This window comes from Mesorhizobium sp. M0909 (assembly GCF_040319515.1).
Taxonomy (GTDB): Bacteria; Pseudomonadota; Alphaproteobacteria; order Rhizobiales; family Rhizobiaceae; genus Mesorhizobium.
The window spans coordinates 103,888-124,417 of the sequence record NZ_JAMYOA010000010.1 but is presented as its reverse complement, the minus strand read 5'-3'; the positions used below and the strand labels follow the sequence as shown (position 1 = coordinate 124,417).

At 62.7% G+C, this 20,530-nt stretch carries 21 protein-coding genes; 6 read left to right on the top strand and 15 right to left on the bottom strand.

Annotated elements, in window-relative coordinates; all coding sequences use genetic code 11:
- Nucleotides 1–29 precede the first annotated feature (29 nt).
- From NKH83_RS17575 to NKH83_RS17560, 4 genes are all read right to left on the bottom strand, one after another.
- Nucleotides 30–1,319, bottom strand: coding sequence for an O-antigen ligase family protein (locus tag NKH83_RS17575; RefSeq protein ID WP_352806062.1), 1,290 nt, complete (start codon nucleotides 1,317–1,319; stop codon nucleotides 30–32).
- Nucleotides 1,316–2,851, bottom strand: a complete 1,536-nt coding sequence (locus NKH83_RS17570; protein ID WP_352477292.1) for an undecaprenyl-phosphate glucose phosphotransferase — start codon at nucleotides 2,849–2,851, stop codon at nucleotides 1,316–1,318. Before NKH83_RS17570 ends, NKH83_RS17575 begins: the two co-directional genes overlap by 4 nt.
- Nucleotides 2,852–2,966: 115 nt before the next feature.
- Nucleotides 2,967–4,091, bottom strand: a complete 1,125-nt coding sequence (locus NKH83_RS17565) for a glycosyltransferase family 4 protein (RefSeq protein ID WP_352650001.1) — start codon at nucleotides 4,089–4,091, stop codon at nucleotides 2,967–2,969.
- A 12-nt stretch (nucleotides 4,092–4,103) separates the two neighbouring features.
- Entirely contained in the window at nucleotides 4,104–4,667 is a 564-nt protein-coding gene (locus NKH83_RS17560; RefSeq protein WP_254817578.1) for a polysaccharide biosynthesis/export family protein, read from the bottom strand.
- Nucleotides 4,668–4,922: 255 nt separating this feature from the next.
- Between NKH83_RS17560 and NKH83_RS17555 the strand changes: the two genes are divergently transcribed.
- A complete protein-coding gene (locus tag NKH83_RS17555) occupies nucleotides 4,923–7,172 on the top strand; it encodes a GumC family protein (RefSeq protein ID WP_352806058.1) in 2,250 nt (749 codons plus the stop codon).
- 21 nt (nucleotides 7,173–7,193) lie between these two features.
- Here the strand turns inward: NKH83_RS17555 and NKH83_RS17550 are convergent, their stop codons facing one another.
- A complete protein-coding gene (locus NKH83_RS17550) occupies nucleotides 7,194–8,423 on the bottom strand; it encodes a GNAT family N-acetyltransferase (RefSeq protein ID WP_352650006.1) in 1,230 nt (409 codons plus the stop codon).
- A gap of 89 nt (nucleotides 8,424–8,512) precedes the next feature.
- Here NKH83_RS17550 and NKH83_RS17545 point away from each other — a divergent pair, with 89 nt between their 5' ends.
- Nucleotides 8,513–9,571 (top strand): polysaccharide deacetylase family protein, encoded by a 1,059-nt coding sequence (locus NKH83_RS17545; protein WP_352806054.1) that lies wholly within the window; start codon nucleotides 8,513–8,515, stop codon nucleotides 9,569–9,571.
- Here NKH83_RS17545 and NKH83_RS17540 read toward each other — a convergent pair.
- On the bottom strand, nucleotides 9,568–9,795 hold the full coding sequence (locus NKH83_RS17540; RefSeq protein ID WP_352806051.1) for a DUF2842 domain-containing protein: 228 nt from the start codon (nucleotides 9,793–9,795) through the stop codon (nucleotides 9,568–9,570). The genes NKH83_RS17545 and NKH83_RS17540 overlap by 4 nt on opposite strands.
- A 151-nt stretch (nucleotides 9,796–9,946) precedes the next feature.
- Between NKH83_RS17540 and NKH83_RS17535 the strand changes: the two genes are divergently transcribed.
- Nucleotides 9,947–11,041: a COX15/CtaA family protein gene (locus tag NKH83_RS17535; protein WP_352806048.1), complete on the top strand. Its 1,095-nt coding sequence runs from the start codon at nucleotides 9,947–9,949 to the stop codon at nucleotides 11,039–11,041.
- Here the strand turns inward: NKH83_RS17535 and NKH83_RS17530 are convergent.
- The 3 genes from NKH83_RS17530 to speB are packed head-to-tail and all read right to left on the bottom strand — an operon-like array spanning nucleotide 11,031 to nucleotide 13,834.
- Nucleotides 11,031–11,870, bottom strand: a complete 840-nt coding sequence (locus NKH83_RS17530; RefSeq protein ID WP_352806045.1) for an aminoglycoside phosphotransferase family protein — start codon at nucleotides 11,868–11,870, stop codon at nucleotides 11,031–11,033. The two genes, NKH83_RS17535 and NKH83_RS17530, sit on opposite strands and share 11 nt — an antisense overlap.
- Complete coding sequence (gene argC / locus NKH83_RS17525; RefSeq protein ID WP_352806043.1) at nucleotides 11,871–12,797, bottom strand: N-acetyl-gamma-glutamyl-phosphate reductase; 927 nt, start codon at nucleotides 12,795–12,797, stop codon at nucleotides 11,871–11,873.
- Nucleotides 12,798–12,826: 29 nt separating this feature from the next.
- Nucleotides 12,827–13,834, bottom strand: coding sequence for an agmatinase (gene speB, locus NKH83_RS17520; RefSeq protein ID WP_352806040.1), 1,008 nt, complete (start codon nucleotides 13,832–13,834; stop codon nucleotides 12,827–12,829).
- 305 nt (nucleotides 13,835–14,139) lie between these two features.
- On the opposite strand from speB, the gene NKH83_RS17515 reads away from it, so the two are divergent.
- Nucleotides 14,140–15,198 carry a glycerophosphodiester phosphodiesterase family protein gene (locus NKH83_RS17515; RefSeq protein WP_352806037.1) on the top strand — a complete coding sequence of 353 codons (1,059 nt, stop codon included), beginning with the start codon at nucleotides 14,140–14,142 and terminating at the stop codon, nucleotides 15,196–15,198.
- Between the two features lie 30 nt (nucleotides 15,199–15,228).
- Here the strand turns inward: NKH83_RS17515 and NKH83_RS17510 are convergent, their stop codons facing one another.
- Nucleotides 15,229–16,113, bottom strand: coding sequence for an aldo/keto reductase family oxidoreductase (locus NKH83_RS17510; protein ID WP_352806035.1), 885 nt, complete (start codon nucleotides 16,111–16,113; stop codon nucleotides 15,229–15,231).
- A gap of 94 nt (nucleotides 16,114–16,207) precedes the next feature.
- On the opposite strand from NKH83_RS17510, the gene NKH83_RS17505 reads away from it, so the two are divergent.
- The gene (locus NKH83_RS17505; RefSeq protein ID WP_352806032.1) at nucleotides 16,208–17,101 is read left to right on the top strand and encodes a LysR family transcriptional regulator; all 894 of its coding nucleotides are present in this window, start codon (nucleotides 16,208–16,210) and stop codon (nucleotides 17,099–17,101) included.
- A 109-nt stretch (nucleotides 17,102–17,210) separates the two neighbouring features.
- Here NKH83_RS17505 and rpsI read toward each other — a convergent pair whose 3' ends face one another.
- The 5 genes from rpsI to NKH83_RS17480 form a co-directional block, all read right to left on the bottom strand.
- Entirely contained in the window at nucleotides 17,211–17,693 is a 483-nt protein-coding gene (gene rpsI, locus NKH83_RS17500) for a 30S ribosomal protein S9 (RefSeq protein ID WP_023717316.1), read from the bottom strand.
- A gap of 1 nt (nucleotide 17,694) precedes the next feature.
- Nucleotides 17,695–18,159: a 50S ribosomal protein L13 gene (gene rplM, locus NKH83_RS17495; RefSeq protein WP_023674645.1), complete on the bottom strand. Its 465-nt coding sequence runs from the start codon at nucleotides 18,157–18,159 to the stop codon at nucleotides 17,695–17,697.
- A 272-nt stretch (nucleotides 18,160–18,431) separates the two neighbouring features.
- Nucleotides 18,432–18,830 (bottom strand): type II toxin-antitoxin system HicB family antitoxin, encoded by a 399-nt coding sequence (locus NKH83_RS17490; RefSeq protein WP_352806029.1) that lies wholly within the window; start codon nucleotides 18,828–18,830, stop codon nucleotides 18,432–18,434.
- Between the two features lie 27 nt (nucleotides 18,831–18,857).
- A complete protein-coding gene (locus tag NKH83_RS17485) occupies nucleotides 18,858–19,043 on the bottom strand; it encodes a type II toxin-antitoxin system HicA family toxin (protein ID WP_352806026.1) in 186 nt (61 codons plus the stop codon).
- A gap of 53 nt (nucleotides 19,044–19,096) precedes the next feature.
- The gene (locus NKH83_RS17480) at nucleotides 19,097–19,552 is read right to left on the bottom strand and encodes a PaaI family thioesterase (protein WP_352806024.1); all 456 of its coding nucleotides are present in this window, start codon (nucleotides 19,550–19,552) and stop codon (nucleotides 19,097–19,099) included.
- Between the two features lie 156 nt (nucleotides 19,553–19,708).
- Here NKH83_RS17480 and NKH83_RS17475 point away from each other — a divergent pair, with 156 nt between their 5' ends.
- Nucleotides 19,709–20,530 (top strand): enoyl-CoA hydratase, encoded by an 822-nt coding sequence (locus tag NKH83_RS17475; RefSeq protein WP_352806021.1) that lies wholly within the window; start codon nucleotides 19,709–19,711, stop codon nucleotides 20,528–20,530.

Genomic DNA, 20,530 nt, shown 5'->3' with positions numbered 1-20,530 from the left:
CGCGATGTATCGTGATAGACCGGCTCCGGTCAACCGAATTCGGTTGCTGTCCTGCCTGAAGCAACGGCAACGGGCATTGCCGGTCGCTGCGCCGCCCGCAGCTGCCACTGGTGGCGGTATTCGAGCGCGATGGCACCCCAGATCAAGCCAAGCAGCAGGTAGACATGGCGCCAGTGGTCGATGTCGATGAAGGTGCCGAGCCCGATATTGCCGATGAAGGCGACGTAGGCGCATAGAAGATAAGGCTGCCACGGCCGGTCGCGCAGCAGAATGCGGAAGCCGGCGGCGATCGTCCAGCACGTCAGCGTCAGGAACGACACGAAGCCGAGCCAGCCGTAATCCATCAGCATCTTCAGCCAGATGTCGTGCGTGTCCTCGCCGAACATCTTGCCGAAGACGAGCGGGCCGATGCCGAACGGATGCTCCAGTGCCATCTGAAAGCCGATCGTGTAGCGGGCGAAGCGGCCGAGGCGGGCGGTGTCGTAGCTTTGTTCAAGCTGTGCGCGGTTCGAGAACATCTCGGCGACGCCCGGCAGTTGCAGGATGACGATCATTGCGATGACCAGCAGTCCGACGGCGGCGATGGTCATGACGACCACGCGCAGCCGGAACTTGCCGCTGGCGCTCTGCAGGAACAAGGCACCGGTTAGCAGGATCGCCGAAACGGCGAACATGCCCCAGGCGCCGCGCGAAAAGGAAAAGAAGATGCCGGCGGTGATGATCAGCAGCGGCACAGCCAATAGAGGCATGCGCGCGACCGAGCCGGTAAGCAGCAGATAGAGCAGGTAGATGCCCGGCAGCACCAGGAAAGGCCCGAACACGTTCGGGTCCTGGAAGGCGCCGGCGGCGCGGTCGTATTTGGTGAAGATCTCGGCTCCCGGAAAGGCATGGAAATAGCCGGCTATGCCGACCAGCGAAGTCAGCACCGCCGACACCACATAAGCGACGAAGATCACCCGATAGAGACTGGGCCGGACCGCCGTTACCGAAGCGAAGAAAACCGCGGTTAAGGCCAGGAACAGCGAGACGGCGAGATAGAGCGGCGTGCCGGCGAGGTCCGACATCTGCGTCATCGAGATCATGCCGCCGACGTTCATGATCAACAGCAGCACCAGAAGCGGCACCCCCGCGCGCTGTATGCGCATTCCGAACAAGGGCCACACCACGATCAGCCCGATCATATAGACGTCGTACGGCGCGGGCTCGGCAATGACGAAGCCGGACAGGAAGACGCCGAGGAAAACCGCCCCTGACGCAATCAGTGCGATCAGCTTGGCGTTGACCGCCGCCGCCGGCAATTCATAGGCCGTCGCGCTCAATATGCGTTTTCCGTGTTGAGCAGGCGGATCGGCGTCAGGAACAGGATTTTGAGGTCGAACAGGAGCGACCAGTTCTCGATGTAATAGAGGTCGTATTCCGTCCGCATGCGAATCTTCTCGTTGGTGTCCATCTCGCCGCGCCAGCCATTGATCTGCGCCCAGCCGGTTACACCGGGCTTGACCTTGTGACGGGCGAAATAGCCGTCGACCACCTCATTGTAGAGGAGGTTGTGCGACTGCGCGGCAATGGCGTGCGGGCGCGGACCGACCAGCGACAGCGACCCGAACAGCGAATTGAAGAACTGTGGCAATTCGTCGATCGAGGTCTTGCGGATGAAGCGGCCGACGCGGGTGACGCGTGGATCGTTCTTTGTCACGGTCTGCTTCGCCGTCGGGTCCGCCTTGTCGGTGTACATCGACCGGAACTTATAGACCTCGATGATCTCGTTGTTGAAGCCGTGGCGCTTCTGGTGAAAAAGCACCGGCCCCTTGCTGTCGAGTTTGATCGCGATCGCGGTCGCCAGCATCACCGGCGAGAACACGATGATGCCGATGATCGAAAAGACGATGTCGAAGGCGCGCTTGGCGACCGAATCCCAGTCGTTGATCGGCTTGTCGAAGATATCAAGCATCGGCACCGAGCCGATGTAGGAATAGGCGCGGGGCCTGAACTGCAGCGCGTTCGAATGCGCCGACAGCCGGATGTCGACCGGCAGCACCCACAGCTTCTTCAATAACTGCAGCACGCGCGATTCGGCGGTCAGCGGCAGTGATACGATCAGCATGTCGATGCGCGCGATGCGGGCAAATTCGATGAGTTCGGAAATTGTGCCGAGCTTGGGATAACCGGCGACAACCGGCGGCGACCGCTTGTCGCCGCGGTCGTCGAAGATGCCGCAGATGCGGATGTCGTTGTAGGGCTGCCTTTCGACCGAGCGGATCAGTACCTCCGCCGCCTTGCCGCCACCGACGATGACGGCGCGGCGCTCCATCCGCCCATCGCGCGCCCAGCGCCGGATCAGCTTCGACATCACCAGGCGGAGACCCAGGATCAGCACGAAGCCAACAACAAACCACGTGCCGAAGAGCAGGCGCGAATAGTCTTCCGACATTTTCATGGTGAAGGCGGTGAGCGCCATCAAGGCGAACGTTCCGGCCCAGACCAGCAGGAGCCGGCCGAAATTGGCGATCGGCCGCATTAGCGCGACGATCTGGTAGCAGTCGGTGACGTCGAGCAGAACGACCGCGAGGAACGAGGTGGCGGCGATCGTCAGGGAGTATTGCCAGGCAAGATAGTTGAAAAAGCCGACGTAGTAGAAATAGACGGCAAGACCTGACACCAACAGCAGCGCGAATTCCACCATGCGCAGGACGCCGCTCACCATGATCGGCGACATCGTATCGCGCCGGTATTGCGAGGCGACCTGGCGGGCGACGTCGTTCATGCCGCCGGCCGTGTTGTTCTCGGCAGGGGCGTTGAATTTGCGCACCGCGTCTAGCGAAAAACGGCGCGCGGGGTCGATTTCGTTCATGGGGCGTCCGCAGGTTTCCCTCAGGTGAATAGCAAAAGAGAGCTAAGAAACCCTTGAAACAACAGATGGCTTTGGAGACGCTTTCACCAGGAGTAGCCCGGTGGAACCCGTTGCCCTATTTTTTTTGCGCGGCGAAATAAGCCTTTTCGATTTCAGCGGCCATTACATCGGCGCCGAATCGTGCCTTGAGGTCGGCGATGCCGGGCATCAGGCCCTTGTAGGCGTCGAGATCGGCCAATGCGGCGCTTATCTTGTCGCCAAGTTCGCGCGGGTCGGGCCGGATCAGGGCAGGCGAGCTGGTGTCGAAGATTTCCGGTATGCCGCCGACCGACGTCGCGATGATCGGCTTGCCGGCGGCGAGCGCTTCCAGAACAATATAGGGCATGGCTTCCGCGCGCGAGGGAACGACGACCAGCTTGGCCAGCGTGAAGGCTAGCCTGGCCGGCATCGGCGCCAGGAAGCCGACGTCCAGGCCGCGCTGACTCACTTGGGCGCGATAGCGCGGCAGGTCGTCGCCGTCGCCGACCATCAGCGCCTTCAATGGGTGGCCGAGCCGTGTTGCGGCAAGCCCCAGCGCATCGATGAAGATGTCCGGGCCTTTGAGGTCTCGCATCATGCCGATGTAGAGGAGGTCAACCGCATTGTGCTCGGTCCGCACCGGCTCGAACTCGGCGGCGCGCAGGCCGTTGTGGACGAGAGCGTTCGGAATAGGCGGCTCGCCGACCTTCCTGCGATAAGTCCGTCGCTCATAATCGGAAACGAACAGCAGGCAATCGGTGAAGCGAGCCATGAAGCGCTCGAGCGCGAAGAACAGCTTCCCCATGGCAGTGGTCTCGTCATAGTGAAGCGAGCCGCCATGCGGCGAATAAAGGCGGGCCACGCGAGACCTGGATACCCGCAACAATGAGCCGAACAGACGGGCATAGGCGCCACCTTTGGCGCCATGCCCGTGCAGCACGTCCGGCCGCAATTCTTTTATGATCCTATAGGTGCGCCGGGCCGAGGCGAGATCGCCTGGCCCGACATGCCGCTGCATCGGCGTGCGGTGAATGCCGAGCGCCAGGCTGCCCTTCATCTGTTCGAACAGCCGTTCCTCGAAATCGCCGCCCGTCGTCGAATCGCAGACGATGCCGACGGCATGGCCGGCGGCGACCTGAGCCTCGGTCAGGTCGCGCACATGCCGGAAGATGCCTCCGACCGGTGAGCGAAAGCAGTGGACGATCCTGAGTGTGTCCGCCACTTGGTCAGCACATCAAAACAGGCGTTCGCGAACATAGACTGTATCGCCGGGCAGTAGCGGGTCGGAGGTCACCACGCGTCCGGTTATCACCTTGCCGTTGATGTCGCGGGTAATGTCGACGCTTTCCTGGTTGGCGCGTGGCGTGAACCCGCCGGCGATGGCGACGGCCTTCTGCACGGTCAGGCCCGGAACATAGGAGTACTGGCCCGCCGCACCCACTTCACCCATGACGAAGATCGGTCGGTAGCGATCGATTTCGACAGAAACGTCAGGATCCCGCAAATAGCCCTGGCGCAGTTTCTCGGCGATCTCGCCCTCGAGCTGCTGGGCGGTGTGGCCGCGCGCCGGCACGTTGCCGACGAGCGGCAGCGAGAGATAGCCGGATTGGTCGACACTGTAGGTGTTGGTCAATCCTTCCTGCTCGAACACTGTGACGCGGACGCGGTCGCCGGCGCCGAGGCGATAGGGCTGGTCGAGAACTTCATGGAATGCGGCCGGCGTCGGCCGGTAGCTGGAGCAGCCCGAAAGCATCGATACGGCAAGCAGCGCGCGGAAAAGGGGAGCAGTGCTTTTCATGAGCGGACACGTACCTTTGAATAGCCGGCGACTCTGCGGCAAACCTTAACGATCGAGCTCGGTTATCATCCTGTTAGGGTTAATGGCCGGTAAAGGCGCACGGCCGATACGGGCCGGATCGACAAATGCAGATCGTTTTCAGCCTCTTGTTTGCGGCTTGTTAGTAGAGCCTAACAGGTTCTTACCGCGATATTAACGGCTGAGTTACCATAGTTGTTTACGGTGCATGCTGACTCAGTACCGGAGCAGGGATGCATGTCCGTTCAATCCGCGGCCGCAGATGTCGACATCGATCTCAGGCAGCTTTTCGCCAGCCTGGCGCGAAACTGGTTGCGCATCCTTGTCGTCGCGCTGGTTGTAACCGGCCTGGCCTTTGCGCTCGCCTGGCTTGCAACGCCCGAATACAAGGCGGCAGCCAAGCTGGAGATCGGGCCTCGAGAATCGGAGTTCACGCGGCCAGCCGGGGCCAACGGCAACGAGCGGTCGATTCCCGACGAAGAGGCTGTGGCCACCGAGGTCCAGATCATCTCGTCCCCCGACATCCTCAAACAGGTAGCGGCGAAGCTCAACCTGGCGAAATTGCCCGAATTCGACGAGGCGCTGAAGATGTCGGCGCTGAGCCGCACCCTTGTCCTCGTTGGCTTGAAAAGCGATCCCTTCGAGATCCCGCTGGAAGAGCGCGTGCTGGACGCAATGCATGAGAAGCTCAACGTCTATGGCGTCGAAAAAACCCGTGCGATAGCAATCGAGTTCTCGTCGGAGGATCCACAGCTTGCCGCCGCGATCCCGAACGCGATTGCAAAGGCCTATATCGCCTCCAAGGGCAACGCCGAGCTCGAATCGAATTCCGCCGCCACCGACTTTCTGGCGCCGGAAATCGCGGATCTGCAGAATCGGGTGAAGGAGGCGGAAGCCAAGGTTGCCGCATTCCGTGCCCAGTCCGATCTTTTGATGGGCGGCAACAACTCGGTGCTTGCCACCCAGCAGCTGTCCGAATTGTCGAGCGAACTGTCACGCGTGCGCGCCAACCGCGCTTCAGCGGAAGCGACCGCCGACAGCGTGCGCAGGGCATTGCGTAGTGGCGGCTCACTGGATGCCGTTCCGGAGGTGTTGTCGTCCGAACTGATCCAGCGTCTGCGCGAGCGCCAAGTCGAACTCAAGAACAACATCGCCGACCTTTCCACCACCTTGCTCGACAACCATCCGCGCATCCGGGCGCTGAGGTCGCAACTCGCCGATCTCGACCGCCAGATCCGTAACGAAGCAGAAAAGATCATGAAGGGTCTGATGGCGCAGGCCGAGACGGCGAAGGCGCGGGAGGCTCAACTCGTGGCCGACGTCAACACGCTGAAGGCGGCGTCCGCCCGCGCCGGCGAAGAGCAGGTGGAACTCGATGCGCTGCAGCGCGATGCCGCGACCAAGCGCCAGCAACTCGATCTCTACTCGTCCAGCTATCTCCAGGCGGCCGCACGCAAGGATCGCAACTACCTGCCTGTCGACGCTCGCCTATTTTCGGAGGCCCGGGCGCCGACCGAACCCTATTTCCCCAAAATTGGTCCGATTGTCGGCGCGGCCTTTGTCGGCTCGTTGCTCATCATGGCGATCGTCACGTTGCTGCAGGAACTGTTTTCCGGCCGCGCCATGCGTCCGGCCGCCGGTGCCCATTTCGAACACATCGAGCAGGTTGCGATGCCGGCTGTCCAGGCCGACCGCGCATTGGCCGAGCCCGACCCGCCGGTTGCCCAGTCCCAACCGGCAGTCGCCGAGATCGATGAGACCGACGACGACAGTATCATTGAAACCAAAGTGGAGCCGGAACCCGTCGCGGTGGCGGAAGCGGCTGCCGAGAAAATCGAACCGGAGTACTCTGAAATGGCTGCTGGAGACATTGAACCGGCACGTTCTATCCTCGGCGAGATCGACATCGACAAGGCCGCGGAAAAACTGATCGCCACCGGTGCAGCCCGGGCCATATTCGTGTCACCGGAAGGCGACGAGGCGGCTGCCTCGGCGGTGCTGGTGGCGCGCGCAGTCTCCGACGCTGGGCTACGCGTGCTGCTGCTTGATCTCACCGCTTCGGGTGCTGCCTCGCGGCCGATGCTGGACAGCGGGCTGTTTCCGGGCATCACCGATCTGCTCGCCTCGCAAGCGCAGTTCAGCGATGTGATCCACCCCGATCTCTATTCGGATTGCCACGTGATTCCCGTCGGCACAGCCGATCCGGTCCGTGCCATGCGCGCCGCCGACCGGCTGCCGATCATCATGCAGTCGCTAACCACGGCCTATGATCTGGTTGTGGTCGAATGCGGGCCGGCCGACGCGCAAGGCATCAGCCGCCTGGTGGGCGAGGGCACCGAGGTGCTGCTCTCCATGCTGGAGCCGGACGACCAGGTGACGCAAGCCGCAGTCGCGCTCATCGAGAGCGGTTATCCCGACCTAACGCTGGTCACGCCAATCGGCCATGTGGCGCCGGGGCCAATGCCGGGACGGCGCTCGGCGGCCTGAGGCATTTTTCTCAAATCGAAATCAGCTGTCGTCTTCGCCTGCGGCCGGTGCTGTCTGGCCCACGGCCTTGCGGCGCAGCAGCTTGGTCAGCTTCCAGACCATTGGGCTGTGCTTGATGAATGCTTTCAGGCTTGCGCCGTGCCTGAGCGCAAGCGCCAGCGCGCGACCTTTCAGCGTCAGCGGAACCAGCGCCTCGAAATGTTGCGTTTCGACATCGCACCACAATCGCTTGTAGGGTTCGTCACCGACCGAGAAATCATAGATTTCAAAACCCGCCTCGCAGGCTTCCTGGATGTTCTCGAAGAACAGGAAGTCGCCGGGGCTGGTGTGTGCGAGCTCGTCCTCGGCGATCGCCCCGAATTCGCAGATCAGCCGCTTGCCCGAGCGGCTCGATCCGGTGACCGCACGAAGCTTGCCGGCGACTTCCAGCCCATGCAGCACGAAGGACGGATCTTCCTCTTGGAGCGCGTCGGTAAACAGCGAGCGAAAAAAAGCACGCACCTCCGCTTCACCGAAAACATTGGCGATGCCCATCTTGCGGAAGCGGAATTCCTTCATCTCGAAAAAGGCGTCGAGCAGCCTGTTCACCTCGTCCGCAGTCCTCGCCTCGATGCGGCAATGGCTGCCGACGGCCCCGAATTTGCGCGCCTGCGAGCGATGCTTCTTGCGCCTGCGCTTGCCGCTCACGCGGGTGAGCAATGCATCAAACCCTCCTACAAGACCGGCGGCCAGAGACAGATTGGGGCTTGAAAAATGCGGCAGGGCGGAGAGCGGGTTGGCAACGCCGTCGAGATCGGGCAGCAGCCGCTCTAGCGCGACAAGATCGATATCACGCCGCACCTTGGCAATCGCAGCCAGCATAGCGCGGATCGCCGCGTTATCGGCATTCGCCAGCCATTGCGGGTCGGCGGCGGCAAAATTGCCGTTGGCATGACGGCCGCCCATGAACCGGGCGACGCGGAACGCCCCACTGCGAGTGACCTCCAGCGCCAACGAGAAAACCGGCCTGTTGTCGGCGCGCAGCGTCGCAACGACAACGTCGGCGCCCGTATGTGCGGCCCAGTTCAGGATCCAGCCTGCGCTCTGCGCCGGGGCAAAAAGCGCCGAACGGCAGAATTCGGCGTACGCCGCCAGCGCCGCACTATCGGCAACCGAGATCGATAAGCCGGCTTTGCCGGCCGGCAAGGTATACGGCGACGCCTCGCTGCTTGCCAGCCGATTGCCGTCAAATGACGCGGTGGCGTCAACCATACCTCAATCCTTAGGGCGTATTCGTCGCGATTGGGGGTCCGCGCAGGCGCATTCCATGCTTGATGAGCTTAGGCGCAAAAGGTGAATGAATGATCGACGGGGGCGAGGCAATTCGCAAACTGGCGCTCAATCTCGCCCGCTATTCCGGTCTCGCGCCGCTGGCCAAGCCGTTTATCGGCGGCCTTGGCGTCATCCTGATGCTGCATCGGGTCACCGCGACGCCGGAAAAGCCGAATGGCGTCAACCGACACTTGAACATCGCGCCTGGGTTCCTCGATATCGTGATCGCCGACATGAAGGCGAACGGCTATAGGTTCGTCACGCTGGACGAGGCGATCGAGCGCATCAAGGCCGGCGACAAGGACGGCCAGTTCGCGACGATCACCGCCGACGACGCCTATCGAGACAACATGACCGAGGCGCTGCCGGTGCTGGAGAAGCACGGCGCGCCGATCACCATCTACGTCGCACCGGGACTGATCGACGGCGCTGCCGATCTGTGGTGGGACGTGGTTGAGGATATCGTCAATGCGCGCGATCGCCTGACGCTGGCGACGCCGGACGGCCCGGTGACGATCGACTGCTCGAATCGGGGAAAAAAGGTCCAGGCCAATGCGCGCCTGCACGCCTATCTGACGCTGAAGGTGCACGAGCAGGACCAGCGTGCGGTGTTGCGCGATCTGGCGCGCTCGAACGGCATCGAGTTGGGCGGTCCGCGCCCGAGCACGCTGATGAACTGGGACGAGATCCGCACCATGGCCGGACACCCGCTGGTGACGATCGGCGCGCATAGCGTCAATCATTGCAATCTGAAGCGGCTTTCCGAGAGCGACGCGCGGCATGAGATCGGCGACGTCAAGCGCATATTGCAGGCCAAACTCGGCGAGGAGCCCCGCCATTTCGCCTATCCCTACGGTAATGCCAGCGCAGTCGGCCGCCGCGAAGTGGGCCTTGTCCGCGATGCCGGCTATGCGTCGGCGGTGACGACCCGCCACGGCGTACTGCGCGCCGAGCATGCCGGGTTCCTGCATGCCCTGCCGCGCATTTCAGTCAACGGCCGCTATCAGAGCATCGCCCACATCCGAACCATGTTGTCGGGCGTGACGACGCCGCTGGCTAATGCCGGCAAGACGGTGGTGACGATTTAACTGTTGCCTCGGCCCTTCGGCCGCGGCTCAAGGATCAGCCATTTGATGATGCCCATCGCCGGCAGCACCCACAAAAGCCCGCTCAGCAGGAAGAAGATGAAGTGCGCCAGCGGCCCGGACTGCGACAGTTGGGCGACCGCGACGATCGAGGCGACCAGCGCATAGACGACGACCAGCGCTACCAGCAGGAAGCTTCCGATCAGCTTTTTCAGGCGAATGGGCATGGCGCGATCTCGTTGACCGCTATCGCTTAGGCCGAACGGCGAATGCGCGCAACCCGCCAGAAACGGCGCGACGGCGTGCCGCGTCGCCCGGCCTTGCAAGCCGGGTTGCGATGGTTCACCAATCCGCGACTTCAACTGCCGGGACAAACCCATGGCTGCTGCCATATCCGACGACGCGCCTTTCGCCGCCCGCGATCGAGACCTTCGCAATCGTGCACTGGTGCGCGGTTGGCTCTATGTCGTGCTGCTCGTGCTGTTTGCGCTGGTGGTGGTCGGCGGCGCTACGAGGCTCACCGATTCCGGCCTGTCGATCACCGAATGGCAGCCGATTCACGGGGTCATCCCGCCGCTAAACGATTCCGAGTGGCAGGAGGAGTTCCTGCGCTACCAGCAGATCCCGCAATATGCCGAACTCAACAAGGGCATGAGCATCGAGGCGTTCAAGTCGATCTTCTGGTGGGAATGGGTGCACCGCATCCTGGCGCGTAGTGTCGGCGTGGTCTTCGCCGTGCCGCTGCTGTTCTTCTGGGTGACGCGCCGCATCGAGCGGGGCCTCGGCACGAAATTGTCGGGCATCCTCCTGCTCGGCGGGCTGCAGGGCGCGATAGGCTGGTGGATGGTGGCGTCCGGGTTGGTTGACCGGGTTTCGGTCAGCCAATACCGGCTGGCGACGCATCTGACGCTGGCGGCGCTGATCTTCACGGCGACCATGGTTGTCGCGCGCGGGCTGGCGCCGCACTCGGAGCCTGCCGCCGATCGCTCGACGCAACGTCTGGCCGGCTTCCTGGTGCTGCTGGCGCTGGTCCAGATCTATCTCGGCGGGCTGGTCGCGGGGCTTGACGCCGGCTTGAGCTACAACACCTGGCCGCTGATGGACGGCAAGCTGGTCCCCGGCGACCTGCTGCTGCTCGAGCCGGCATGGCGCAATTTCTTTGAAAATCCGAAGACGGTGCAGTTCGTCCACCGGATCGGCGCCTACACGATCTTCGCGGTCGCGCTCTGGCACATGATTGCGACACGCCGACGTCTTCCCGGCACGACGCATGCCCGACGCGCGACGCTGCTGTTCCTGATTGTCGTGGTGCAGGCATCGATCGGCATCGGCACCCTATTGATGCAGGTGCCGCTGCACATGGCCCTGACGCATCAGGCATTCGCGCTGGTTCTGCTGGGCTTCGCCGCCGCGCATTGGCGCGGTACCAAGGGCGCTTACCCGCTGCCCCACGAGATCGCTCTCAGAGACTGAGCCGCACCCGCCGGATTGCCGCGGCAATCGCCAGCTCGCGGTTTTCGTCGACCGCATTGCGATCTTCATGGTGCCATGCAGCCGACAGGCAGCCATAGGCAACGGCGTGGTCCAGTACGGCAGGCCCCGTCTGGCCGAGCGTAGCGCCAAAGACTTGCGCCATATGGGCGATCCGCCTCGGATCGAGGCAAAGATCATCTCGGTCGAGTGGGTTGTAGAACATGTTGGCGGCGTCGAAACCCGGGTCGCCGAGGACGCCCTTCGGATCGATCGCCAGCCAGCCGCGTGGACCGTGCATGATGTTGTCGTGATGCAGGTCGCCATGCAGCGGCCGTACATCGTGCGGATTGGACAACAGCCGTTCCGCGATTTCGGCAGCTTCGACATACAGGCTCTTTTCGCCGGCGGCGCGATCGGCCTTCGCCTTTTTGAACAGGCTGGAAAACCGTCTCCGCAACGGCTGAAGGTCCGGCGGGGCAGCGTGCTTCGACGGCGAGACCAGTCTTGCCATCACCTCGGCCGCGATGGCAGTGGCGGCATTGTCGTCCTGATCCGCAATGATCTGTGACAGCGAGATTTCGCCGGCGTATTCGAGCAGCATGCGGTGGCCGTCGCGGCCGAGCAGCCGCACCGCGCCTTCGCCGCGTCGCCAGGCGAGGAAATGCTCGCCACGCAACTCGTCCTCCACATCGTCGAAAGGCTTTAGATCCTTGACGATTGCCGGTGAGCCGCCCTCGCGAACAACTTTCCAGATGCGGCTACCGAACGTTTCGGCAATGAGCTCCGGCGCGCCGACCTTCCAGCGCTTTGGAAATCTCGGCGCATCCATTCAAAGGCCGAGCATCAGATCCATGTTCTGCACAGCGGCGCCCGAGGCGCCCTTGCCGAGATTGTCGTAGACGGCAATCAGCAGCGCCTGCGCCCTGTTATCATTGGCAAAGACATAGAGCTTCATCCGGTTGGTGCCGTTGTAGATCTCCGGATCGATGTCGGGCATGCGTTCCTGATGCAGATACGGCGCCACCTCGACCACGCCGCCATCGATGGAAGCGAAATGATCGGCGATTGCCGCATGAAGCTCCGCGCCGGTCGGCACATGGTCGAGGCCGCCGAGTTGCAGCGGCACCACGGTGATCATGCCTTGCGCGAAATTGCCGACTGCCGGCTGCATGATCGGATCGTGCGAAAGCTTGGCATAGGTCCTGAGCTCAGGCACGTGCTTGTGCTGCAGCGTCAGCCCATAGGGCAGGAATTCCGGCGCATCCTCGCCCTTGGCGACATAATCCTCGATCATCGGCCGGCCGCCGCCGGAATAGCCGGAAATGCCGTTGACGGTGACCGGAAAATCGGCCGGCAACAGCGCCGCCGCAACCAGCGGCCGCAGTGTCGCGATCGGTCCTTGCGGCCAGCAGCCCGGATTGGCGACGCGCTTCGCCGAAGCGATCTTCTTCGCCTGTTCCTTGTCCATTTCGGCAAAACCATATTCCCAGCCCTCGGCGACGCGATGCGCCGTCGAGGCGTCGATCACCTTGGTGGTGTCATTGGCGATCAGCGAAACGCTTTCCTTAGCGGCCGCGTCCGGTAGGCAGAGGATCGCGACATCGGCGGCATTGAGGAACTCGGCGCGCGCTGCCGTTTCCTTGCGGCGTTCGGTCGGGATGGAGATGATTTCCAGGTCGCTGCGCTCGGCAAGCAGCGCCCTTATCTGCAAACCGGTGGTGCCGTGCTCGCCGTCGATGAAGATTTTCGGTTTCATTGCCTGCCAAAATTCCTGTTATCTCAAAGCTATATGCCGCTTGCCTGATTCAATCCGGCAACGCTGTGATTGCCCTGGTTCATGTCCTCGAGCCGGGCCTTTCGTTCCGCCAGCAGCCCGAGATAGTGCATGGCCACCATCGAGCCGGCAATTGCCGTTATATCGGCGTGATCATAGGCTGGCGCAACCTCGACGACGTCGGCGCCGACGATATCGACCTGGTTGATCTGGCGCAGTACCGACAGGATCTTTGCCGAAGACGGGCCTCCCGCGACCGGCGTTCCCGTGCCGGGCGCAAAAGCTGGATCCAGACAATCGATGTCGAAAGTGACGTAGGTCTTCTTGCCGCCCGTACGGTCGACGATGGCATAGGCGATGTCGGACGCCCGCATTTCCTCCACTTCATGGCCATATAGGATCTTGATGCCGAACGTGTCGGGCGCATGGGTGCGGATGCCGATCTGGATCGAGCGGTCGGGATCGATGATGCCCTCCTTGACCGCACGGCCAACGAAGGAGCCGTGATCGATGCGCTTGCCGTCGTCGGGCCAGGTGTCCTGATGTGCGTCGAACTGCACCAGAGCCAACGGGCCGTGGATGGCGGCATGCGCCTTGAGCAGCGGCCAGGTGACGAAATGGTCGCCGCCGAGTGAAAGCAGAAAGGCGCCGGATTTCAAGATCTTCGCCGCTTCGCGCTCGATCGTGGCAGGCGCCTTCTGGTGATTGCCGCTGTCGAGCAGGCAATCGCCAAAGTCGATCACAGCAAGCTGTTCGAACAGGTCGCGCGAAAACGGATATTGCGGATCGTTGTCGAGGATGGCCGAGGCGCGGCGAATCGCCTGCGGTCCGAAACGAGCGCCCGGCCGATTGGTGACCGCCGCATCGAAGGGAATGCCCCACACCACTACATCGGCGCCCTTCACGTCCTTCGAATATTTGCGCCGCATGAACGACAGCGCGCCGGCATAGGTCGGCTCAAACGACGCGCCTGTCCTGGAGCGGGTGGTGAAGGCGTGATCGATGGTCCTTGGCGGCATGAAGCGATCTCCTGTGCGTCGACGCGCAACCTTATTGGACATAATTCTCAGAATTGCGACCCCTGCGGAGGATCACGGCCATTCGATCCGGTCACAAATCCTTGCTCGCCAGGCGAACCCCGCATGGCCGGCCCGGAGATTGCCTGGTAAATAACCGAAAGTAGCCGCCAACGGCTGCTTCGGCCGGCATTGATCTGATTTTCCTGCGTTTGCGAAGCCGGCTTCGTTCACCTGCCTGTCACGGGCATCGCTTAACCGGGGTGCGATCCCGGTACGGAGCGATTCTCGTGCGAACGACTTGTCTCATGCGAACGATTTGGCTGAGCCTTCTGCTTTCCGCGGCGCTGGTGGTCTCCCTTTGCCAGGCATCGGCAGGCGAAACGCGCGCCAGGCAGATTCTCGACCGCTTCGAGCACGCCAACCAATGGCGCGACCATGTGATGGTGGCCGCGCACCGCGCCGGCGGCATGCAGGCCGGCAAGACGCTCTATCCCGAAAACTCGATCGCCGCCGTCGAGGCGTCGATCGCAATGGGCGCCGAAATCGTCGAGGTCGACATCAGGCGCTCGAAGGACGGAGAATTCGTCGTCATGCATGACAGCTGGCTTGACCGCACCACGACCTGCAAGGGCGAGGTGGTCAACCGCACATTGGCCGAACTCAAGACCTGCCGATTGGTGATCGAAGGCACCGGCGCCATTACGGGCGAGACGGTCTCGACGTTGCGCGAGATGCTGGTGGCGACCAGGGACAGGATTCTCGTCAACCTCGACAACAAGCTCGACACCGGAAGCCTCGCCGGCATGGTCGCCGTCGCCCGCGATCTCGGCATGGCCGAACAGGTGATCGTCAAAGAGAACCTGTGGAATGCGGAGAGGATCGCCAGGGTCAAGGCTGCCATGGCCGAGATCGGTAGCGGCTTCCAGTTCATGCCGATCATCGCCGATGACGCGGTTCGCGACGCCATGTTTGCCGAGGAAGTCAGCCGGGCCTTCCCGATGCGCGCAGTCGAGATGATCAACTGGCGCATGGGATCAGAGACGCTGACGGAGACCGGCGGCCCGCTGTTCAGCCCGCGCATGCGCGCGCTGGCGGTGAGGGGCGACTGGCACATCTGGGCCGACACCTATGCCATCGTCAACAAGCCGGGCGGCTTCCTCGCCGGCGGTCGCGGCGACGAGCTGGCGGTTGCGGCCAGCCTGCCGCGCGAGACTTATGGCTTCTGGGTCGAGCGCGGCGCCACCATCATCCAGACCGACGAACCGAAGGCGGCCATCGGTTGGCTGGCGGCGAACGGTTTTCGCGTACCCTACGCCGGTGAGAAGCGCCCGGCCGAGCCGGCGAATACGGCCAGCATTAACTAACGCCGGGCACGAACCGGAGCGATTGCGGCGCTACGCGTGAGCGGGGACATTGCCGGCGATACTGTCCAGTTCCTCGATCGCATCTTCGGGCAACGCGAGATCGCCCGCGGCGAGGTTCTCCCTGAGATGCGCGACGGAAGACGTGCCTGGGATCAGAAGAATGTTGGGCGCGCGGCGAAGCAGCCAGGCGAGCGCGACCTGCATGGGCGTGGCGCCGAGGCGTGCGGCGACCTTGGACAAGGTCGACGACTGCAACGGATTGAAGCCGCCAAGCGGGAAGAACGGCACATAGGCGATGCCGTCGCGGGCGAGATCGTCAATCAAGGCATCGTCGCCCCGATGCGCCAGATTATACTGGTTCTGCACGCAGACGATCTTGCAAATCCTGCGGCCTTCCGCGATCTGCGCAGCGGTGACGTTGCTCAGCCCGATGTGGCGCACGAGGCCCTGTCGCTGAAGCTCGGCGAGCGTCGCAAGCGGCGCCTCGATCGACCCTTCGGCGGGGCCATGCGCGTCGAACATGATCCGAAGGTTGACCGCCTCCAGCACGTCGAGCCCGAGATTGTGCAAATTGTCGTGCACCGCCTGGGTGAGTTCTTGGGCCGAGAAGGCCGGCAGCCACGATCCGCCCTGGCCGCGCCTGGCGCCGATCTTGGTGACTATAACGAGGTCGTCAGGATAGGGTGCGAGCGTTTCGCGGATCAACAGGTTGGTCACGTGCGGGCCATAGAAGTCACTGGTGTCGATGTGATTGACGCCTTGTGCAACGGCTTCGCGCAGCACGGCCAATGCCGTGTCGTGGTCCTTTGGTGGGCCGAAGACGCCGGGCCCTGCGAGTTGCATGGCGCCGTAGCCGAGCCGTCTGACTTTGCGGTCGCCGAGGATGAATGTGCCGGACTGGTCGATACTGGACATGGTCTTTCTCCTTCAGGGATGGCGCATAGATAGACGCTGTCCGATCCAATGATAATTGGGTACAATCCGCACAGGCTGTGCGGAATGACGAACAATGAAGATCGATCTCGGGGATCTGAACGCTTTCGTGGCCGTAGCGCGCGCCAAGGGTTTTCGCGATGGCGCCCGCGCCAGCGGCGGCAGCGCGTCGGGGTTGAGCGAGGCCGTGCGGCGCCTGGAGACGCAGCTCGGTGTCAGGCTGCTCAACAGGACGACCCGTAGCGTCGTCCTGACGGAGGCCGGCGAAGGCCTGCTGGCGCGGCTCGGTCCAGCCTTGACCGAGGTGGAGTCGGCTCTCGACGTGGTGAACGGCTTTCGCGACAGGCCGGCGGGCTTGTTGCGCCTCAACGTGCCGGTCAGCGCGGCGCGGCTGGTCCTGCCCAGCATCGTCCCGCGGTTCCTTGCCGCCTATCCCGGCATCCGGCTGGAGGTGATCGCTGAGGAAAGCTTCGTCGATGTGCTGGCGGCCGGCTGCGACGCCGGCATCCGCTACGACGAGCGGCTGGAGCAGGACATGATCGCCGTGCCGATCGGACCGCGCGTGCAGCGCTTCGCAACCGCCGCCAGCCCTGCCTACCTGGATCGTCATGGCCGGCCGCAACACCCGAGCGACCTGCTCGGCCACGCCTGCCTGCGCGGCCGCTTTGCCAGCCGTGCGATGCCGCCGTGGGAATTCGAGCGCGACGGCCAGGTGGTGCGAGTCGACCCGACGGGGCCGCTTCTCGTGACCCTGGGCGGGGCGACGGACCTCAAAGTCGACGCAGCCATCGCCGGCACCGGCATCATCAGCCTGTTCGAGGATTGGCTACGCCCTCACTTCGAGAGCGGGGCGCTCGAACCGCTGCTTGAGCCCTGGTGGCAGAGCTTCTCCGGGCCGTTCCTCTATTATCCCGGCCGGCGCCTCGTGCCGGCGCCGTTGCGGGCGTTTATCGACTTCATCAAGGCCTGAAGTCTGCCACGATGCGAGCGAGCCGCGCCTGCCGCCGGTGATTGGTGCCGCCATTCATGGAAAAGGCCGCCCGGAGGCGGCCTTTCGGTAGCGTGTAATTGCGCAGCGCTTAGCGCTTGGAGAACTGGAAGCTCCGGCGGGCCTTCGCCTTGCCGTACTTCTTGCGCTCGACGACGCGGCTGTCGCGGGTCAGGAAGCCGCCCTTCTTGAGTACGGCGCGCAGCGCCGGCTCGTAATAGGTCAGCGCCTTGGAGATGCCGTGGCGCACGGCACCGGCCTGGCCGGAAAGGCCGCCGCCGATGACGGTGGCAACGATGTCGTACTGGCCGGCGCGGTTGGCGGCGATGATCGGCTGGTTGAGGATCATCTGCAGGACCGGACGCGCGAAATATTCGGCGAACACCTTGTCGTTGACGACGATCTTGCCGGAGCCGGGCTTCACCCAGACGCGCGCGATGGCGTTCTTGCGCTTGCCGGTGGCGTAGGCGCGGCCCGATTTGTCGAGCTTCTGGACATGGACGGGTGCTGCCGGCTGGGTGTTGGTGTTGCCGGTGGCAGTTCCGAGTTCTGCGAGCGAGGAAAGCTCAGCCATCTTACGAAACCTTCTTGTTCTTGGCGTTCAGCTTGGCCACGTCGAGGACAACGGGCTGCTGGGCGACATGCGGATGTTCCGTGCCTGCATAGACGCGGAGATTCTTCATCTGGCGTCGGCCGAGCGGGCCGCGCGGGATCATGCGTTCGACGGCCTTTTCGACGACACGCTCGGGAAAGCGGCCCTCGAGCAGCTGGCGCGCGGTGCGCTCCTTGACGCCGCCGGGGTGGCCGGTGTGCCAGTAATAGACCTTGTCGGTGAACTTCTTGCCGGTGAACACCACCTTGTCGGCATTGATGACGATGACGTTGTCGCCGTCGTCGACGTGCGGGGTGAAGGTGGGCTTATGCTTGCCGCGAAGATGATTGGCGATGACAGTGGCGAGACGGCCGACGACGAGACCCTCGGCGTCGATCAGCACCCACTTCTTCACCACATCCGCAGGCTTCTGCGAAAAGGTTGCCATGGATTGTTGCTTTCGGTTCGGACCTTCCCCCATTCACGAACGACAAGGGAAGGCGTTTCTTGTTGCTTGGATTGGCAAAAGGCACTTGCTGTCGCCAATAACAAAACGGCGGCCTTTGCGGGCCGCTGCTTCGTCACGGTTTATAGGGGAGGGTGGTTATCGCGTCAAGGCGCATGAAATGATTGCTGGAAGATAAACTTAAATGAAAACAAGGATTTGAGTTAAAGGTATGATTTTACCACATCGCGATTTTGGCCCTGTGTCAGGTGAGTTCAGTGCTTTGCCTCGATTTCCTTGCGAGCTGCGCTGGAGAGGAATGCCGATCGCGTTATGCCTCGGTCGCGCGCTGCGGCGTCGATCGCCCGCAAGACGCCGCGCTCGAAAGTTACATTCGCCCTCACGACGGCGCTGTCATTGTCGATGAGTGGTACCGAGACCAGATAGCCTCCTTCAGCAAGTGCTTTGCGTACATCCGCAAGCGCGACGATCGCCTCATGGCTGGACGGTTCGGGAACAGGCATGTCCTCCGCCCACAGTTGCAACGCTTCGACTGCATTCGGAACGATGTCTTCCGCCTCGTCCGCGGCTGAAAAGCAGCCGGGAATGTCGGGAAAGCGAATGCCGAACGCGCTGTTGGGATCTTTATCGACCAACGCGAAATAGTTCTTCATCTCAGCCTCCAAGACGCTTCAGGTCACCTATATCCAGCCCGCTTGTTTGGCGATGGCGCGAGCTGTACCGGTTGGTAGATCCTTCTCCGGATGCGGAACGATCAACACGATCTCCCCCTTTCGAACCTTGTGATGCGAGCCGCGTACGGAAACCGGCTCGAAACCATCATCCTTGAGACGCTTCACGATTTTGCGGCTGTCACGCTCAAGCAAAGATCACCTGTGCGCACATATATACACATCAATAAAAAATTCAATAGAAAGCATCAGGCCGGTACCCGCCTTGGCGGGATCGAATAGGTGCCCGTTGCGTGCGCTACCGTGTGTCTCTCAGGCCCGGCGACGATGTCGATATCGAACACCATCAGGCTCTTGCCCAGCTTCAGGATGCGGCAATGGCCGTCGATCGGCCCGGCCTCGGCCTTGCGGACGAAATTGATGTTGAGGCTGGTGGTGACCGAAAGCGCATCCGGTCCGGCATGCGATAGCACGCAGACATAGCCCCCTATGTCGGCCAGCGTGAACAGCGCCGAACCCGACACGGTGCCGCCGGGGCGCAAATGGCGCTCGTCGGCATTGAGTCGCACGATACAGCCGCCTGAAAACACCTCCAACGCCTCATAGAAGGTGAACTGGTCGTTGAGCTGCGGGAAAACGGTTGCCATCAGCGTGTTGATTTCGGCAGCCGTCAGCATCGGCTGGAGATTGCTTTGGGCACGCATTTCAGTCTCCCGGTTTTGCGCCCTGCTTGTATGAACGCGACGTGGCGTTTCTGGCAACGGCCATTCATTAGGGCAGAAGCGGACGAGGGAGTTGGACGAAGCGAGACGGCATACTAGATGAGTTCATCGCCGATGCGGAATCGGAGAGGAACGATCATGGCCGAAATCGTCGCCATCAAGCCTGCCGTTGCCGAAGGGCCGGTCGTCTCCAGGCTGGACAACGGCGTGGTGCGCCTGACGCTCGCCAATCCGCCGGCCAACGCTCTTTCGCTTGCAATGATGGCGGCGCTGACGGCGGAACTCGACCGCGCCAAGGCCGACAAATCCGTCCGCGTCATCGTGCTTGGGGCGACCGGCAAAGTGTTCTGCGCCGGGCACGACCTCAAGGAGTTGAGCGCGCACCGCGACGATGCCGATCGCGGCAGGGCCTTCTTCGAAAAGACGTTTTCCGCCTGCGCTTCACTGATGCAGGCGATCGTTCGCCATCCTAGGCCGGTGATCGCCGAAGTCGATGGCCTGGCGACAGCGGCCGGATTGCAGCTGGTCGCCAGCTGCGACCTCGCCATCGCCTCGCACGAGGCGACCTTCTGCACGCCTGGCGTCAATATCGGCCTGTTCTGCTCGACGCCGATGGTGGCGCTGTCGCGCAACGTCTCGCGCAAGCACGCCATGGAGATGCTTTTGACCGGCGAGACGATCGATGCGGCAACCGCCAAGGAATTCGGCTTGGTCAACCGTGTCGTGCCGCGCGAATATCTGAATCAAATCGTCACCAAATACGCGCAAACCATTGCCTCCAAATCGTCCTTGGTCGTCAAGATCGGCAAGGAAGCGTTTTATGAGCAGGCCGAGATGGGGCTGGCCGAGGCCTATGATTACACCGGGCGCGTCATGGTCGAGAACATGCTGGCGCGCGATGCGGAAGAGGGCATCGGCGCCTTCATCGGCAAGCGCCAGGCGGAATGGCCGGAGGAATAG